This is a genomic window from Enterobacter cloacae complex sp. HYC080_NIDB (assembly GCF_056673325.1).
The window spans coordinates 2,651,036-2,668,544 of record NZ_CP114212.1; the positions used below are offsets into that span (position 1 = coordinate 2,651,036).

The 17,509-nt window shown below is 58.4% G+C and carries 17 protein-coding genes; 8 read left to right on the forward strand and 9 right to left on the reverse strand.

What is annotated here, in order from left to right:
- Nucleotides 1-142 precede the first annotated feature (142 nt).
- Entirely contained in the window at nucleotides 143-967 is an 825-nt protein-coding gene (nadE, locus tag O1723_RS12580) for an ammonia-dependent NAD(+) synthetase (RefSeq protein WP_014883473.1), read from the forward strand.
- Nucleotides 968-1,146: 179 nt separating this feature from the next.
- The gene (gene cho, locus O1723_RS12585) at nucleotides 1,147-2,025 is read left to right on the forward strand and encodes an excinuclease Cho (protein WP_014883472.1); all 879 of its coding nucleotides are present in this window, start codon (nucleotides 1,147-1,149) and stop codon (nucleotides 2,023-2,025) included.
- Here cho and ves read toward each other — a convergent pair.
- From ves to astC, 7 genes are all read right to left on the reverse strand, one after another.
- Nucleotides 2,003-2,560 (reverse strand): environmental stress-induced protein Ves, encoded by a 558-nt coding sequence (ves, locus tag O1723_RS12590; RefSeq protein WP_014883471.1) that lies wholly within the window; start codon nucleotides 2,558-2,560, stop codon nucleotides 2,003-2,005. The two genes, cho and ves, sit on opposite strands and share 23 nt — an antisense overlap.
- 297 nt (nucleotides 2,561-2,857) lie before the next feature.
- Entirely contained in the window at nucleotides 2,858-3,349 is a 492-nt protein-coding gene (gene spy, locus O1723_RS12595) for an ATP-independent periplasmic protein-refolding chaperone Spy (protein ID WP_014883470.1), read from the reverse strand.
- 337 nt (nucleotides 3,350-3,686) lie between these two features.
- Nucleotides 3,687-4,652, reverse strand: a complete 966-nt coding sequence (astE, locus tag O1723_RS12600) for a succinylglutamate desuccinylase (protein WP_023337153.1) — start codon at nucleotides 4,650-4,652, stop codon at nucleotides 3,687-3,689.
- A gap of 10 nt (nucleotides 4,653-4,662) precedes the next feature.
- Nucleotides 4,663-5,988, reverse strand: a complete 1,326-nt coding sequence (astB, locus tag O1723_RS12605) for an N-succinylarginine dihydrolase (protein WP_023337152.1) — start codon at nucleotides 5,986-5,988, stop codon at nucleotides 4,663-4,665.
- Nucleotides 5,975-7,462 (reverse strand): succinylglutamate-semialdehyde dehydrogenase, encoded by a 1,488-nt coding sequence (gene astD, locus O1723_RS12610; protein ID WP_023337151.1) that lies wholly within the window; start codon nucleotides 7,460-7,462, stop codon nucleotides 5,975-5,977. The genes astB and astD overlap by 14 nt, the downstream gene beginning before the upstream one ends.
- Nucleotides 7,459-8,493 carry an arginine N-succinyltransferase gene (astA, locus tag O1723_RS12615; RefSeq protein ID WP_023332758.1) on the reverse strand — a complete coding sequence of 345 codons (1,035 nt, stop codon included), beginning with the start codon at nucleotides 8,491-8,493 and terminating at the stop codon, nucleotides 7,459-7,461. The genes astD and astA overlap by 4 nt, the downstream gene beginning before the upstream one ends.
- Nucleotides 8,490-9,710 carry a succinylornithine/acetylornithine transaminase gene (gene astC, locus O1723_RS12620; protein WP_023332757.1) on the reverse strand — a complete coding sequence of 407 codons (1,221 nt, stop codon included), beginning with the start codon at nucleotides 9,708-9,710 and terminating at the stop codon, nucleotides 8,490-8,492. Before astC ends, astA begins: the two co-directional genes overlap by 4 nt.
- Before the next feature lie 433 nt (nucleotides 9,711-10,143).
- Here astC and xthA point away from each other — a divergent pair, with 433 nt between their 5' ends.
- The 6 genes from xthA to O1723_RS12650 all read left to right on the forward strand — a co-directional run bounded on the left by xthA (nucleotide 10,144) and on the right by O1723_RS12650 (nucleotide 16,319).
- On the forward strand, nucleotides 10,144-10,950 hold the full coding sequence (xthA, locus tag O1723_RS12625) for an exodeoxyribonuclease III (protein WP_023337150.1): 807 nt from the start codon (nucleotides 10,144-10,146) through the stop codon (nucleotides 10,948-10,950).
- 6 nt (nucleotides 10,951-10,956) lie between these two features.
- The gene (locus O1723_RS12630; RefSeq protein ID WP_032645241.1) at nucleotides 10,957-11,640 is read left to right on the forward strand and encodes a TVP38/TMEM64 family protein; all 684 of its coding nucleotides are present in this window, start codon (nucleotides 10,957-10,959) and stop codon (nucleotides 11,638-11,640) included.
- A 15-nt stretch (nucleotides 11,641-11,655) separates the two neighbouring features.
- The gene (locus O1723_RS12635) at nucleotides 11,656-12,816 is read left to right on the forward strand and encodes an ABC transporter substrate-binding protein (RefSeq protein ID WP_121528309.1); all 1,161 of its coding nucleotides are present in this window, start codon (nucleotides 11,656-11,658) and stop codon (nucleotides 12,814-12,816) included.
- Complete coding sequence (locus O1723_RS12640) at nucleotides 12,789-14,318, forward strand: ABC transporter permease family protein (RefSeq protein WP_248191104.1); 1,530 nt, start codon at nucleotides 12,789-12,791, stop codon at nucleotides 14,316-14,318. Before O1723_RS12635 ends, O1723_RS12640 begins: the two co-directional genes overlap by 28 nt.
- On the forward strand, nucleotides 14,318-14,938 hold the full coding sequence (locus O1723_RS12645) for an ATP-binding cassette domain-containing protein (RefSeq protein ID WP_479983832.1): 621 nt from the start codon (nucleotides 14,318-14,320) through the stop codon (nucleotides 14,936-14,938). Before O1723_RS12640 ends, O1723_RS12645 begins: the two co-directional genes overlap by 1 nt.
- Nucleotides 14,939-15,011: 73 nt before the next feature.
- Complete coding sequence (locus O1723_RS12650; protein WP_248191102.1) at nucleotides 15,012-16,319, forward strand: sulfurtransferase; 1,308 nt, start codon at nucleotides 15,012-15,014, stop codon at nucleotides 16,317-16,319.
- Here O1723_RS12650 and O1723_RS12655 read toward each other — a convergent pair.
- Together O1723_RS12655 and O1723_RS12660 are read right to left on the reverse strand one after the other, a co-directional pair.
- Nucleotides 16,316-16,933 (reverse strand): CDP-alcohol phosphatidyltransferase family protein, encoded by a 618-nt coding sequence (locus O1723_RS12655; RefSeq protein WP_014883459.1) that lies wholly within the window; start codon nucleotides 16,931-16,933, stop codon nucleotides 16,316-16,318. The two genes, O1723_RS12650 and O1723_RS12655, sit on opposite strands and share 4 nt — an antisense overlap.
- The gene (locus O1723_RS12660) at nucleotides 16,926-17,495 is read right to left on the reverse strand and encodes a carboxymuconolactone decarboxylase family protein (RefSeq protein ID WP_014883458.1); all 570 of its coding nucleotides are present in this window, start codon (nucleotides 17,493-17,495) and stop codon (nucleotides 16,926-16,928) included. The genes O1723_RS12655 and O1723_RS12660 overlap by 8 nt, the downstream gene beginning before the upstream one ends.
- Nucleotides 17,496-17,509 lie beyond the last annotated feature (14 nt).

A 17,509-nucleotide genomic window follows, 5' to 3' on the forward strand; every position in this document is an offset into this window, starting at 1 on the left:
GAAAATTCTAATAAAACAACGATAACCTGCTAAATCGGCGCAAATTAGCGCACTCGAAACTGCGATCCTTGTCGTTTCTCGTCCAAAGGGTTAGTTTTAACAGTTAACACATTCTGTTTATGTTCTGCATATGGAGGGCGTGATGGCTCTGCAACACGAGATTATTCAGGCACTGGGCGCGAAGCCCGCGGTAGATGCACATGAAGAGATCCGCCGTAGCGTGGATTTTTTAAAATCGTACTTAAGAAAGAACGCTTTCCTGAAATCCCTGGTGCTGGGCATCAGCGGCGGGCAGGACTCCACCCTGACCGGTAAACTCTGTCAGATGGCGATTTCAGAGCTTCGCGAAGAAACGGGCGATGAGAAATTGCAGTTTATCGCCGTGCGTCTTCCCTATGGCGTGCAGGCCGATGAACAGGATTGCCAGGATGCCATCGCGTTCATCCAGCCCGATCGCGTACTCACCGTCAATATTAAAGGGGCGGTGCTGGCAAGCGAGCAGGCACTGCGCGAAGCGGGCATTGAGCTGAGCGATTTTGTTCGCGGCAACGAGAAAGCTCGCGAGCGTATGAAAGCCCAGTACAGCATCGCCGGAATGACCAAAGGCGTGGTTGTCGGCACCGACCATGCGGCAGAAGCCATCACCGGTTTCTTCACCAAATATGGCGATGGCGGCACCGACATTAACCCGATTTTCCGTCTGAACAAGCGTCAGGGTAAACAGCTGCTTGCCGCGCTGGGCTGTCCTGAGCACTTGTATAAAAAGGCACCGACGGCGGATCTGGAAGACGATCGCCCTTCCCTGCCGGATGAAGCGGCCCTTGGCGTCACCTATGACAATATTGATGATTATCTGGAAGGCAAACCGCTGGATGAAGGTACCGCGAAGATCATTGAAAGCTGGTATCTGAAAACCGAACACAAGCGCCACACGCCGATTACGGTGTTTGACGACTTCTGGAAATAAACGCAAAACGGCAACCCCGTTGCCGTTTTTAGTGTTTGCCCCCTCTCCCGTGGGAGAGGGTTGGGGTGAGGGCAACAGACCGCACGATGTGGCCGGGTAAGGCGTAGCCACCACCCGGCTCTTTTTTAACCACAGCGCACCTGCTACACTGTATACCTGAACAGTATACGGAGTAATATGTGAGCAGGCGTCAATCCGCCCCGCGTCTTGAGTTTGAAGCGGCGGCTATCTACGAATATCCCGAGCACCTTCGCCCCTGGCTTGAGGCGCTGCCAAAACAGCCTGGCGTGTACATTTTTCACGGTGAAAGCGACACCTTGCCGCTTTATATCGGCAAAAGCGTCAATATTCGCAGCCGGGTGTTATCCCACCTGCGTACCCCGGATGAGGCCGCCATGCTGCGCCAGTCGCGGCGCATCACCTGGTTTCAGACGGCGGGAGAAATGGGTGCGCTGTTGCTGGAGGCCCGGCTGATAAAAGAGCAACAACCGCTCTTTAATAAGCGCCTGCGCCGCAACCGTCAGCTTTGTTCCCTGCAGATCAGCGACGGTAAGCCGCAGGTGGTTTACGCCCGCGACGTCGATTTTTCTCATGCGCCAAACCTTTTTGGATTATTTGCCAACAAACGCGCGGCCCTTCAGGCTCTGCAAACACTGGCCGACGAGCTACAGCTTTGCTACAGCCTTTTAGGTTTAGAAGGCACCACGCGTGGCCGCGCCTGTTTTCGCTCCGCGCTGAAGCGCTGCGCAGGCGCCTGCTGCGGCAAAGAGAGCGTTGAGGCGCATCACGCCCGCCTCCTGAGCGGTCTTGCGGCCATCAGCATCAACTGCTGGCCGTGGGAGGGCGCCGTGGCGCTAAAAGAAGTGGGTGAAACGATGACGCAGTATCACATCGTCAATAACTGGCTCTGGCTGGGGGCTGTCGATGATTTAAGCGACGCGGCAACCCTGTTACGCACCCCCGCCGGGTTCGATCAGGATGGCTATAAAATCCTCTGCAAGCCCGTTTTAACCGGCAAGTTTGAGGTCATTATGCTCAGTGACCCGGCAGCCAGTTAATTTCACTGAACAGCAGGGTACCCTGAGACTCCAGCAAACGCAGAGTATGGGTCCCCTCCTCCCAGCTGGCGCCCTGATCGGCCGTCAGCAGTTTATCACCCAGCTGCCACGCCCCGCTTAGCACAAACACCACGCCGCCACGCGAGCCAAACGTAGTAAAGGTACGGTCGGCAACGCGCACTTTCGCCTTGCAGCAGTCACGCCGGGTCATGATGTTGAAGTCCATCGCCATCCTGCCATCGGAAAGCAATGCCTTTACCGGCAAATCGCCGGCAAAATGGTAAGGTTGATGCGGTTTAAGAGTATGGCGGAACGCCTGTCCGGCATCCAGCGTCACCTCCCCGCCCTCCAGCAAGGTAATGACCCGGTCAACTCCGGGAAAAGCGGAGAATTCGCCGTTGCTGGCGATCGTCGCAATACTGGCTCGCCAGCAAAAATCGCGCGTTGCGGGAGGGATACAACAAATTTCTCGCGTTTCGCCAGCACCATTACGCCAGAGGCTGACCGGCATTTTACGGATATCAAAGAACTCCATTACCACTCCTGAATGGCACAACCCGTGCCAGGGCAAGGATATCGCTACCCTTGCAGTCTTGTTTGTTATCGTTAGGTATTCACAGACACAGTATCGGCAGCAAAGCGGACAGGCCTTAGCGGAACGTCAATAAAATTGCTAACGCCATGACTCTACAAACATTCTCTGAAGCGACTACAGGAGAATACCGCGCTGGCAGCGGCAGACAAGAGGGCAGGAAAGAAAAACCGCCGGTCCTGTCCACAGCGGTTGCGCTTTTGTGGACAGGATCCCGGCGGTCTTAAGATGTTGAACCGATTATTCGGTCGGTGCTGGCATTTTACCTTCCATCGCCGGACGTTCTGTCAGACGCTTCTCAAAATTGGCATTAAATTGTTTTTTCTGTTCCGGGGTCAGAATGTTGTAGATCTTGTTCTGCGTTTCCATGTGGGCCAGCATGCGGGCTTTATGCTGCTCGGCCATTTTGTCGATCTGCGCTTCGGCTTTCGCCTTATCGAAGGTGTCGCTGGCAATGATGTCATGCATTGCGCGGCGCTCTTCCAGCGGAGGACGCTTCATCTGATCGCGCTGGCTTTTCATGATGTCGCGGATCTGCTGCTTCTGCGCATCCGTCAGGTTGAGCCCCTTAAACATCATCATCTCGTTGTGCATACCCGGGCCTTTATGATGCATCATCATTTTGCCTTCGGCCGGTGCGGCAGTCGTGGTTGCGGTATCTGCGGCGAACGCCATGCTGGTAGCGCCCAGAGCCAGGGTAGAAGCAACAAACAGTGCAGTAAACTTACGCATAATTTATTTCCTTTCTTTCAGTTATTCTTCGGCGCTATGCCGTGTTGACGAGATTAACTTTACGGGGTTTATCGTCAATTAGTCAGAGCAACAGTAAAACAATGAAAGTGTAAAAAACAATTTTTCGCCAAATGTGGAGGAAATAAGGATAAAGCGTGGAGAGTTGCAACAAAAAATATTCAAAACGATGAATTTAAAGCAATTTCTAAAAAGTATAGCGAAGTGAAGATGAATAATAAAGCAATTCACCAGGAATATTCCGCAAAACAAGGACCAGCGCTTTAAACGTTAAGAAACGTTTTTACTTTCCCCTCCCGGATGATGAGAGGGGAAAGGTTCATGATATTTTTTCCAGCATCAGACCGGCTCGCAGGCCAAACGCGACGGTAGGGTTAGGGAACAACACATATTCCGTTGTTTTCTGCACTTCGTAACGTTCTCCAGCATCTTCCGCCAGCAGCGCTCCTTTGCGAAACGGCGTGAAGTTCAGGGTGTGCGCGGCCATATGAAGCTGGAAAGCATCGCTGCGGCGGGTGATCTGCTGTACGACGCGATACCGTTCAACGGGCGGATGCTCATGGTCGGGAGCCTCGCCCCCGAGCAGAGCCCGCAGCGCGAGATGCGTGGGAGCAAAACGCGTCAGATCGTTCTCACCGAAAGGAAGCGCTTTTCCCAATTCCAGCGTACAGGCCAGGGCAGCAAAATGTTCGCAGGTAAAATGGGTAAACGTTCCGCCCGGCGACTGATGAAAGACCAGCGCCTCCAGCCCGGCGTCCCCCAGCCAGCGTAGAAAAGCTTCATCCCAGGGCTGATTCCGCTGCGGTAACACGCCAAAGCGCACATGGTAAGACGCGCGGATCGCGGTATGGAGATCAAGATGCCAGCGCACTGGCCCCGCCGTGGAGAAAAACGCGGTCACGACATTCTCAAGCCACGCGGCCCTTGCCGTTTCTTCACTTTGCGGAAACTGCGACCAGCGACCGCCAAACATGCGGTTAATGTCACTCACCAGGTAGCGTTTGTTTTGCGCCAGCGCAGGCGGATTGCCCAGCACCACCAGTACGCGACACGTAAGGGTGATATCTCCGCGATATAACGCACGCAGTAGCAAATCGACAATCTCAACGGGCGCCGTTTCATTGCCGTGAATGCCCGTTGAGAGCAGCAGCGACAGCTCGCTGTCGGTAGTCGGCGTCAGCTCAAGCACCCCGCGCCCCAGCCACCGCCAGCGGAATGAGGGGCCGTCCCCTTCTTTCTGTTCCGGCGTTTCATCGGCCAGGGTCAGCGCCAGTAAATTTTCCATACCCACTCCTTTAGCGCTGGAACGGATAAACCGATCCCAGTTGCAGGATTGATGTCAACGCGTCCAGCGCCTCGCGCCCTTCACGCAGAAGCTGCGGGTCAATCAGATCCGCCTGCGTTAACCGGTCGCGATAGTAGCGATCCACCCAGTCATTAAGGGTGGTAAACAGCGCTTCGTTCATCATGACTGCCGGGTTAACGGCCTGCATTTCATTCGGCGTTAATACCACGCGCAGACGCAGGCAGGCAGGACCGCCGCCGTTAGCCATGCTTTCACGCAGATCAAACACGCACAGTTCGTCAATGGGGTTATCGGCCTTAACCAGTTGCGTCAGGTATTGCCAGACGCCTTTATGATCCTGTGACTCCTGCGGTAGCACCAGCATCATGCTGCCGTCATCGCGGCTCAGCAGCTGGCTGTTGAACAGATACGTTTCAACCGCGTCCTGCACGCTGACGGCCTGCGTGGGCACCTGAATGGGCATAAAGCCGGGTACGCGTTCGCGCAGTGTCGCGAGCAGTTTCTCCTGATGCGCAAACGCCTGCTCATGGCAGAACAGCACCTGACGGTTGGAAACGGCAATCACGTCGTTATGGAACACGCCCTGGTCAATCACCTGTGGGTTCTGCTGGGCAAAAATCACCTGTGAAGGATTGACCTGGTTCAGGCGAGCGACCGCCTGGCTGGCGGCCAGCGTCTGGCGGGCAGGATAGCGAACGGGGGCAGAATGACCGCCCTCCTCGCGCCCGTAGATAAACACCTGTACGCCAGGCTCGCCATAGTCGCCTCCGAGACGGTTATGGTTGGCCGCGCCTTCGTCGCCGAACATCGCCACCTGCGGCAGAGCCTGATGCACCTCAAAATGGGCGTCATGGTTGAAAATAGCGCGCAGCACGCGCTCGGTGGTTTCCGCTTCGGTGGCGCGGTGGAATTTGTTGTTCAGGTTAGCCACCGTCAGATGGACTTTGCCATCCAGCGTATCGGCTGACGGTGCGACGGTCGCCGCGTTCGCCACCCACATAGAGGAGGCGGAGCTCGCCGCCGAGAGCAGATGCGGCGTTTGCGTGCCCGCTTTTTCGACCACCTGCTCATCACTCCCGGTAAAGCCGAGCTGGCGCAGCACCGCCACGTTCGGCCGTTCCTGCGGCGGGATCACCGCCTGCGGAAACCCGGCATCTGCCAGCGCTTTCATTTTCTGCAGGCCCTGCTTCGCCGCCAGTTTCGGGTTGGAGACCTGAAACTGATGCTTCGTCGAGGCTTCATTACCAAAGGAGAGACCGGCATAGTGGTGGGTCAGCCCCACCAGCCCGTCAAAGTTGACTTCACGCGCTTTCATGACGATCCCCTTCGCTAAAATCCAGCCCCGGACTGAGCGTCTCCGGCAGCGTCAGCGCCGGGGTTTCCAGGCTCGCCATCGGCCATGCACAGTAATCCGCGGCATACCACGCGCTGGCGCGATGGTTACCCGACGCACCCACGCCGCCGAATGGCGCGGTGCTCGCCGCACCGGTCAGCGGTTTATTCCAGTTCACAATCCCGGCGCGCGCTTCCAGCAGCAGTTGATCAAACTTCTCGCGATGCGGCGAAATGAGTCCGCTCGACAGGCCATAGCGGGTGTTGTTTGCCATCGCAATCGCCGCATCAAAATCGTCGTAACGCCAGACGCACAGCAGCGGGCCAAAGACCTCTTCATCCGGCACGTTGCTCGCGCCGCTCATCTCAACAATACTCGGCGTCAGCAGCGAGGTTCCCGGCTGTACCTGCCTGGGTTCCAGCAGGGTTTTCGCGCCGCGCGCAACGTGGTTTTGCCAGGCGTTAAGCACATTCAGCGCGGCCTGTTCGGAAATCAGTCCACCCATAAACGGCTGCGGATCGGCATCCCACGCGGCGGGGACCAGACGTGCGCTCACGTCGACCAGGCGTTTCAGGAAGGCATCCCCTTGTGCGCCTCGTTTCACCAGCAGGCGGCGGGCACAGGTGCAACGCTGTCCGGCGGTGATAAAGGCGGACTGGATCGTCAGGTGCACCGCGGCGTCAATATCATCGGGGTCTTCAACAATCAGCGGGTTGTTGCCCCCCATCTCCAGCGCCAGAATTTTTTCCGGCTGTCCCGCCAGCTGGCGATGCAGCTGATAGCCCGTTCCGGCGCTGCCGGTGAACAGCAGACCGTCAATATCGCTCAGCGCACTGAGCGCCTGACCGGTTTCACGACCGCCCTGCACCAGGTTCAGCACGCCCGGCGGCAACCCGGCCTGTTCCCACAGCTTCACCACCGCCTCGCCGGTTAAGGGGGTTAACTCGCTCGGCTTGAAAATAACGGTATTGCCCGCCAGCAGTGCGGGAACAATGTGGCCGTTCGGCAGATGTCCCGGGAAGTTGTACGGGCCAAATACCGCCAGCACGCCGTGCGGACGATGGCGCAGCGTCGCCGCGCCGTCCGGCATCTCGGTGTGTTGCTCGCCGGTGCGGGTATGGTATGCCTTCACCGAAATGGCGATTTTGTTGATCATCGCCGTCACTTCCGTTGCTGCTTCCCAGCGTGGCTTACTGGTTTCGGAAGCAATAATGCGCGTGAGCTCAGCTTTGTTCGCCTCCAGCAGCCCGGCAAACGTTTCAACAATGGTCTGGCGCGTGGCGAAAGGCTGTTTGGCCCACGCCGGAAACGCACGACGCGCGGCATGACAGGCTTGTTCCACCTGGCTGGGGCTGGCGTCATTTCCCTTCCAGAGCACCTCATTGCCTACCGGATTGGTCTTTATGCGCAGCTCGCCTTCGCCCGTTACCCAGTCACCGTTAATCCATAATGTCATGCTGTTTTCTCCTCAGGGCAGAGACGCACCAGACGAACCGTATCGCCGGCGTTACATTTCAGGGCATCCAGTTCTGCAGCCGTCAGCACCAGACGTTCACATTTCGGGTTAGTCCGCACCAGCATGGCGCGGAAGTGGGTGTAATTTTCGTTCGCCACCAGACATGCCGGCCAGTCGCCTGGAGCGGGCTGACCTTCAGAGACCTCTACCAGGCGGCTTTTACGGATCGCGCGAACGCGGTCGATATCGCACTCAAGCGTCGGTCCGCCGTCAAAGATGTCGACATAGTTACGGTAGCGGAAGCCCTCTTTCTCCAGCACTGCGCGAGCTGGCGCGGTTTGCGGATGCACTTCGCCGATCACCGCCTGCGCTTCCGGGCTAAGGAAATGGGTATAGATAGGATGCTTCGGCATCAGCTCGGCAATAAAGGCTTTCTGGCCGGTGCCGCAGAGATAGTCTGCACGGCTGAACTCCATAGAGAAGAAGCGCTCTCCCAGACTCTCCCAGAACGGCGAGTAGCCGGTGTCATCGATCACGCCGCGCATCTCGGCGACCACCTTTTCGTTAAAGCGATCGCGGAAGGCAGCCATAAACATAAAGCGCGATTTGGAGAGCAGATAACCGTTGCCCTCTTTGCGCCACGCCGGGTCAAGGAACAGCGTGCAGAGTTCGCTGGCACCCGTGTGGTCATTACAGAGAAACAGCGTCGGCAGCGCGTTATAGACGTTCAGCTCTTTCGACGCGTGAACCATGGTGCCAACGCGGTAGTTATACCACGGGTCGTTAAGACCGACGGCCACTTCAATGGCGCAGATCCCGGCCACCGTCCCCGTCTCGGTATCTTCCAGCACGAACACGTAGCCCTGTTCGCTTTTTGGCAACGTCCCCTGCCAGGTTTGCAGGGCGCGCTCAATGCGCGCCGACAGCGTTTTTTCATCGGCAGGAAGCGAGGTCAGCCCGCCTCCCGTCTTACCGGCAAGCTGCATGAGCCCGGCGATATCGCCGCGCTCAACGGGACGGATGACCATCATGATGACACCCCGGACTTCACTTTTTCACACGCCAGTGCAAATCGATCCAGACCGGTTTGCACCTCTTCCTCGCTGACAATCAGCGCGGGAGCAAAACGCACCACGTTGGCACCGGCAATCAGCACCATCACGCCCATTTTTGCCGCTTCCTGTGAAATAAGTTTAGCTTTTCCGGCAAACTCAGGGGTGAGCTCGCAGCCAATTAACAGCCCCAGGCCGCGAATTTCCTTGAACAGTCCGGTCTTGCCATTGATGGCGTTCAGGCGTTCAACAAACCAGTCGTGACGCTGCTTAACGCCCTTCAGCACCTCAGGGGTGTTAATGATGTCGAGAACCTGTCCGGCCACAGCGGTCGCCAGCGGGTTGCCGCCGTAGGTGGTGCCATGGGTGCCCACGGTCATCACGCTGGCGAATTTATCGGTCGTCAACGTGGCCCCAATCGGGAAGCCGCCGCCCAGCGCTTTGGCGGTTGAGAGAATATCCGGCGTCACGCCGTAGTGCATATACGCATACAGCTCGCCGGTGCGGCCGACGCCGGTCTGTACTTCGTCGAAAATCAGCAGCGCATTATGGCGATCGCACAATTCGCGCAGCCCCTGAAGGAATGCTTTTTGCGCCGGAAGCACGCCGCCCTCGCCCTGCATCGGTTCGACGATCACCGCGCAGGTGGTGTCGTTAATCAGCTCGCTGGCAGACTGCAGATCGTTATAGATGCCGTGGCGAATATCCGGCGGCAGCGGTGCGAAATCCTGCGAATAAGAGGGCTGACCGCCCGCGCTCACGGTAAACAGCGTGCGTCCGTGGAAGGCATTTTTAAATGCCACAATCCCGCTCTTGTGGGTACCGAACTTGTCGTGGGCATATTTACGTGCCAGCTTCAGCGCCGCTTCGTTGGCTTCCGCCCCGGAGTTACAGAAAAAGACTTTTTCGGCAAACGTCGCGTCAATGAGCTTTTTCGCCAGACGCAGCGCGGGCTCGTTGGTAAAACCGTTACCGGTATGCCAGAACTTCGCGGCCTGATCGTTCAGCGCCTGACGCAGCGCCGGATGCGCATGGCCCAGCGCATTCACCGCAATCCCCCCGGCAAAGTCGATGTACTCTTTCCCCTGCTGATCCCACAGGCGTGAGCCTTCCCCGCGAACCGGAATAAACGCCGCCGGCGCGTATACCGGCATCATCCATTCATCGAAATTTTCACGCGTAATTGACAGAGACATAGCGACCTCATCCGGTAAATAAAAGGTTATTTGAATATTAAATAATTGAGTGTTTGCACTGTGAATGTAGATTGCAGCCTTCGTGCCAGCCAGCGATAAAAATGCATAAACGGGTTGAGGCAACAGAATATCAATGAGTTATGATATGGAGTTATTCACTGTTACTGCATAAAAAGTGAATATTTTTACGATAAGCGGCGCTTTACCGCATGAAAATAAGAAAGAGTATGCAAAGGCCAAATATAATTCTGGAATTGTGATCGCTCGCGAAATTTCCCGGCCATTTACGCCCTGTCCGGGGGCAAAACGCGTCAGGATGGTGCAAATATTGCACCACCGGCATTATCTGTCGCAGTTATTGGTCGAACCCGGTAACAGTTGATGCAAATTCTGCTACCATCCATGCACTATTCACCTTGCACTGGCAGCGACTATGAAATTTGTCTCTTTTAATATCAACGGCCTGCGCGCCCGTCCTCATCAACTGGAAGCCATTGTTGAGCAACATCAGCCCGATGTTATCGGCCTGCAGGAGACCAAGGTTCACGACGACATGTTCCCCCTCGAAGAAGTCGCGAAACTGGGTTACAACGTCTTCTACCACGGTCAGAAAGGTCACTATGGCGTCGCGCTGCTCACCAAAGAAACCCCGGTTTCCGTGCGTCGCGGCTTCCCCGGGGACAATGAAGAAGCGCAGCGCCGTATCATCATGGCGGAAGTGCCCTCTGCACTTGGCAATATCACGATCATTAACGGCTATTTCCCACAGGGTGAAAGCCGTGACCACGAGACAAAATTCCCCGCCAAAGCGAAGTTTTATCAGGATCTGCAGAACTACCTGACAACCGAACTGAAAAAAGAGAATCCGGTGCTGATCATGGGCGACATGAATATCAGCCCGACGGATCGGGATATCGGCATAGGCGAAGAGAACCGCAAGCGCTGGCTACGTACCGGCAAATGTTCCTTCCTGCCGGAAGAGCGCGAGTGGATGGAACGCCTGCTGGGCTGGGGCCTGGTGGATACCTTCCGCCATGCGAACCCTGAAACCCAGGATCGCTTCTCGTGGTTTGACTACCGCTCAAAAGGCTTTGACGACAACCGTGGCCTGCGTATCGACCTGCTGCTGGCCAGCTCGCCGCTGGCTGAACGCTGCATCGAAACCGGGATCGACTACGATATTCGCAGCATGGAAAAGCCATCGGACCATGCGCCGGTGTGGGCTAAATTCAAGCTCTGATCGCGCGTGAACAGTCGAAAACTACTCTTCCTGTGCGCCCTTCTGGGCGCATTTATTCTGACGTTTGTCATGTTGCCACCGGGCACGCTCTCTCTGGAAGGGATTAAAACTCACCAGCAGACGTTACTTTCCCATGTCGACCGCGCGCCGCTGCAGAGCGCAATGATCTTTTTTGCACTCTACGTAGCGGTCTCCGCCCTGTCGCTTCCCGGCGCGACGATCCTGACCCTGCTGGGCGGGACACTGTTTTCCCTGTGGGAAGGCACCGTGCTGGTCTCGTTTGCCTCTACGCTCGGGGCTACGCTGGCCATGCTTGCCAGCCGTTATCTCCTTCGCGACTGGGTTCAGCAGCGCTTTGCCCGACAGATGAATACGGTGAATACCGGTATGGCACGCGAGGGTACGGCCTATCTTTTTGCCCTGCGCCTGATGCCGCTGTTCCCGTTTTTTGTGGTGAATTTGCTGATGGGGGTGACCCGCATCACGGTGAGGCGCTACTGGTGGGTTAGCCAGGTCGCCATGCTGCCCGCCACGGTTGTCTTCCTCAACGCCGGGCGCGAGCTGGGAAAAGTGACATCGCTGCACGATATTGTATCGCCGGGTATGGTCTTCGCCTTTACACTATTGGGGTTATTGCCGCTGGCTACCCGCTGGCTGTATTCCCGTTACACCTCTTCGTTCAAAAAGTGAGGCATTATGCGCCGTGTGCGTTTTTGCACGTTTCTGACAGGCCTGCTGCTGGCCGCCCCCCTGTATGCCGCCGACAGCTGGCAAAGTATCCAGCAACAAGCCAACGGGCAGACTGTCTGGTTTAACGCCTGGGGAGGCGATCCGGCGGTCAACCGCTACCTTGAGTGGGTGAGCGGCGAGATGCAAACGCACTACGCCATTACCCTTAAAATCGTCCCGCTGGCCGACGCTGCCGATGCGGTAAAACGGATCCAGACCGAAGCCGCCGCGGGGCGCAAAACGAATGGCTCGGTCGACCTGCTGTGGGTCAACGGCGAAAACTTCCGCACGCTAAAAGAGGCTAATCTCCTGCAAACCGGGTGGGCGCAGAGGTTGCCCAACTGGCGCTATGTCGATACCCGCAAACCTGTCACCGAAGATTTCGCCATTCCCACAGACGGCGCAGAATCGCCGTGGGGCGGCGCGCAGCTAACCTTTATCGCCCGCAAAACCAGCATGCCGACGCCGCCAGAAGATCCGCAGGCGTTGCTGGATTACGCAAGGCAGAACCCCGGCAAGCTCAGCTATCCCCGCCCGCCCGATTTTACCGGTACCGCGTTCCTTGAGCAGCTGCTGATGACGCTCACGGCTCATCCGGATGCGTTGCAAAAAGCACCCGATGACACCTTTGCTCAGGTGACCGCCCCGCTCTGGGCGTATCTCGATAAACTGCACCCGCTGCTGTGGCGTGAAGGGAAAGACTTCCCTCCCTCACCCGCCCGGATGGATACCCTGCTTGCCAGCGGGAGCCTGAATCTGTCGCTGACCTTTAACCCGGCGCATGGGCAGCAGAAAGTGGCGAGCGGCGAACTGCCTGCCGACAGCTACAGCTTTGGTTTTCGCAACGGGATGCTCGGCAACGTCCATTTTGTGGCGATTCCGGCCAATGCCAGCGCAAGCGCTGGCGCAAAAGTCGTCGCCAACTTCCTGCTGTCACCGCGGGCGCAAATCCGCAAGGCCGACCCGGCCATCTGGGGTGACCCGAGCGTGCTGGATGTGAAAACGTTGCCCGAAGATGAAGCAAAACAGCTGCTGGCTCATACGCCGCAGGGGCTGCCGAAGGTTCTGGCAGAGCCGCAGTCCGCCTGGGTTAACGCGCTGGAGCAGGAATGGCTGCGTCGTTACGGCACCCGTTAAGCTGGCTTGTCTGGCTGGCGATGGCGATTATTTATCTGCCGCTCCTGCCCGCCGGTGCCATGCTGCTTGCTCTGGCATTTTCTGTCGTTAACTGGCAGCGGCTGCTGAACGACCCACAATTGCCTCAGGCAGCCATCGCCACCCTGGTTTCAACGCTTATCGCCACGCTGGGGGCGTTGTTTATCGCCCTTTCTCTCGTGGCCCTTTTCTGGCCCGGCAAACGCTGGCGGCGTCTCAGTACGCGCCTGCCGTGGCTGCTGGCCGTGCCCCATGTGGCTTTCGCCTCCAGCGCGTTGCTGCTGTTTGCCGAAGGCGGTCTGTTTTATCAGGTCTGCACCGTCTGTTCACCTCCGTATGACCGCTACGGCATCGGGCTGGGTCTGACGCTCGCGGTCAAAGAGAGCGCGTTTGTACTGTGGGCGATTTACGCCGTGCTGCCGGAAAAACGGCTCGCACCGCAGAAGATTGTCCTGCAGACCTTCGGCTACGGGCGTTTTCAGACGCTTAACTGGCTGCTCCTTCCGGCGATCGCGCCGGTACTCGGCGCGGTGATGCTGGCGGTGCTGGCGTGGTCGCTGTCCGTCGTGGACGTGGCGATCGTTCTCGGGCCCGGTAACCCGCCGACGCTGGCCGTGCTGGCCTGGCAGTGGCTGAGCCAGGGAGACGTACAGCAGCAGGCAAAAGGGACGCTGCTGTGCCTGCTTCTCCTTCTGCTGCTGGCCGCGCTTGCTGCGCTGGGCTACGGGCTGCGGAAGGTGTGGCGTCGCACGTTTGCACATCCGACGGGCGCACGCCACAGGTCACATCTCGCCCTGCCAGAGCGTGTATTCAGCGGATTTCTGCCCGCGTGCGGGATACTTTGCGCCGCGGTGCTGTTGATGCTGGCCCAACGGGACGATGTTGGCCCGGTGAGTACCAGCCTTTCTTTCGGTCTGCTGTCGAGCCTTGTCGCCCTGATCGTCATTTTTCTCTGGCTGGAATGGGGGCCGCAGCGAGGCGCTCCGTGGGTGTGGTTACCGCTCGCGCTCCCGGCGCTACCGCTGGTCACGGGGCAATATGCCATTGCGTTACATCTGGGCCTCGACGGGCACTATGCCGCCGTGCTCTGGAGCCATCTGCTCTGGGTACTCCCCTGGATGCTGCTGGTGCTGCAACCGGCCTGGCAAAGGCTCGATCCCCGGCTTATTCTTACCGCCAGGACGCTCGGCTGGCGGCGGGCAAAAATCTTCTGCCTGCTGAAATGCCCTCTGCTGGTGCGCCCTGCGCTGCTGGCCTTTGCCACCGGTTTTTCAGTCAGCATGGCGCAATATATGCCGACGCTGTGGCTGGGCGCAGGTCGTTTCGCCACGCTGACCACCGAGACCGTCGCGCTCAGCAGCGGGGGCAGCATCCCGGTTCTCGCTAACCGGGCGCTGGGTTTACTGCTGGTCACGGGCACGGTGTTCGGTCTGGCCTCACTCTTCTCCCGCCTTGCGGGCCGCTATCGTCAGGGATTACGTTAATGTTGAAGGTAAAGGATCTCACCATCGAACCGCTTTTCCGCGAGGTCAATTTTTGCGTTCCCCGCGGGGAGATCGTCACCCTGATGGGCCCCTCCGGCAGCGGAAAATCGCCCCTTTTTTCCTGGATGGTCGGCGCGCTGTCAGATGATTTTCAGGCACGGGGCGAGCTGTGGCTCGATGAGCGTCGCTGCGACGGCCTTCCCGTCGAATCTCGCGGGCTGGGCATTCTCTTTCAGGACGCGCTGCTGTTTGACGCGTTCAGCGTCGGACAAAATTTGCTGCTGGCGTTGCCTGAGCGGATCGCCGGACGCGCACGTCGGGAAGCCGTCGAGCTGGCGCTGAATTCCGCCGGGCTTGGCGACCGTTACGCCAGCGACCCGGCAACCCTTTCCGGCGGTGAGCGCGCCCGGGTCAGTCTGCTGCGCGCCCTGCTCGCTGAACCGCAGGCACTGCTGCTGGATGAGCCCTTCAGCCGCCTCGATAAAGCGTTACGCACGACGTTTCGGGCCTGGGTGTTTGACACCGTCCGGGCGCGCAATATTCCGGTGGTGCTGGTCACCCATGATGAGGACGATATTCCGCCCGCCGGCGAGGTGATTGAGATTTCTCGCTGGCAATAATGTGCTAACGCAATGTTTTCCGTTTCGGGAGAGACGACAATGCCCCCCTCTTTTACTGACGTCAGGTTATTCGATGAAACGTGTTTCTCAACTGACCGCGCTGGCCCTGCTCTGCGGCCTCGCTTCGTTTTCCTCTCAGGCGGCTGAAATGGCCAATTCACTCACGCTGTCCCAGCTTCAGGCGCAGCACGGTACGCCTGTCGACACCCGCGCCAGCGCGTTCTACAACGGCTGGCCGCAGACCCTCAGCGGTCCTTCCGGGCATGAACCCGCAGCGCTCAACCTTGCGGCCAGCTGGCTTGACGCAATGAGCGACGAACAACTGGCGCGCTGGGCTAAACAGCATCAGCTTTCGCCTGCGACGCCTGTCGCGCTGTACGGCGACGATAGCGCCAACCAGGCGGTGAAAGCGCGCCTGGAGAAAGCCGGATATCACGCTATCTCGCTGCTCAGCGATGCCCTGCAAACCCCGGACCGCCTGCAGCGTCTGCCGCACTTTGAACAGCTGGTCTATCCGCAGTGGATCCACCTGCTCCAGCAGGGTAAACCGGTGACAGCCGCGCCCGCGGGTGAATGGAAAGTCATAGAAGCGGCCTGGGGCGCGCCGAAGTTTTATCTGCTGAACCATATTCCCGGCGCGGGATACATCGACACCAACGAAGTGGAAAGCGAGCCGCTGTGGAATAAAGTCTCCGACGACAAGCTGAAAGCGATGCTGGCGAAGCACGGGATCCGTCACGGTACCACCGTCATTTTGTATGGTCGTGACGTTTACGCCGCCGCGCGCGTGGCGCAGATTATGCTGTATGCAGGCGTGAAGGATGTGCGCATACTCGATGGCGGCTGGAAGGCGTGGTCAGATGCGGGTCTGCCGGTTGAACGCGGTACGCCAGGGAAAGTGAAACCCGCCCCTGATTTTGGCGCACCGATCCCCGGTCAGCCGCAACTGATGGTGGATATGGAACAGGCGCGCGGTATGCTGCACCGCCAGGATGCCTCTCTCGTCAGTATTCGTTCGTGGCCGGAATTTATCGGCGAAACCAGCGGCTACAGCTACATCAAGCCAAAAGGTGACATTGCCGGCGCCCGCTGGGGCCACGCGGGAAGCGATGCCACCCACATGGAAGATTTCCACAACCCGGACGGCACCATGCGCAGCGCCGACGACATCACCGCCATGTGGAAAACGTGGGATATCCTGCCGGAGCAGCACGTCGCCTTTTACTGCGGCACCGGCTGGCGAGCGGCTGAAACCTTTATGTACGCCCGGGCGATGGGCTGGAAGAACGTCGCCGTCTATGACGGCGGCTGGTATGAGTGGAGCAGTCACCCGCAGAACCCGGTCTCCCGCGGTGAGCGCGGGCCCGAGAGTACGCGTTAAGGTTTGAGTGACTTTAGCGTCACATAACCGCTCCAGATGCGCGTTGTGGTGGTCAGCCAGCACAACGCGCCAAATATCCACGCGAACACGGCAAAATGGGCCGGAAACAGGCAGCAGAGCACGAACAGCACGATGGTCTCCGTCCCCTCCGTTAACCCGCCGATGTAGTAAAACGACTTGTGCGCATAGCCGGGGTTGTCGATATTGTGCTTCGCCGCCAGTGCCGCAAAGGCCAGAAAGCTGCTCCCGGTGCCAATAAATGCGAACAGCAGCCAGGCGGCAGCCAGCGTATTCTGCTCAGGTGCCGCCAGCGCAAAGCCAAACGGCACCAGCGCATAGAACAGGAAATCGAGCGCGATATCCAGAAACCCTCCCGCATCCGTGAGCCCTCTCCGGCGCGCCAGCGCACCGTCCAGACCATCCAGCAGTCGGTTCAGGACGATGGCGACCAGTGCTGCCGGGTACCAGCCGAGGGCCAGAAATGGCAACGTCAGCAGGCCGATGGCAAACCCCGCCAGGGTAAGTCCGTCGGGCGTAATGCCCGGCTTATCCAGCGCAGAGACCAGACGATTCAGCGCGGGTTTTATCCGTGGGTGCAGGTGACGGTCAAGCATCAGGCTTCCCTTTAAACGTGGCGCACAGCCCCTGTGCCGGGATATCCAGCGCGGCGTTAAAGCGGGCGGAGAGATTCTGAAAGGCGATGAGCGCCGTCATTTCAGTAATAACCTCATCGGTAAAGTGGCGTTTCAGCGCCGTTTTGATTGCTTCATCCACCCTGGGTGGCGTGGCGGTGACCGCCTCAGCATAGGCCAGCGCCGCGCGCTCTTGTTCACTGAACAGGTCAGAGTCTGGCCAGTCGCTCACGGCCTGGACTTTATCCAGCGCCCCGCTGCGCTCGGCCAGACGTAGGCTGTTAGCATCAATGCAAAAAGCACAGTGGCACAGCTGCGATACCCGCGTCATCAGCAGCGAGCGGAGTTGCGGCGTCAGGCGCGCGTTTCTTCGCTCCAGAAAACCGACAAACAATGCGACCAGCCAGAACAGACGCGGCATGCGCCCCCACCAGCGCGTGGGATTCAGGACTGCACCAAAGTGTTTTCGCTGCATGGCGGCAATCGGTTTTACGCTCGCCGGAAGGGTTGGGATGGGTTCTACCCAGGTGGACGACTCTTTCACCTGTTTCTCCTGAT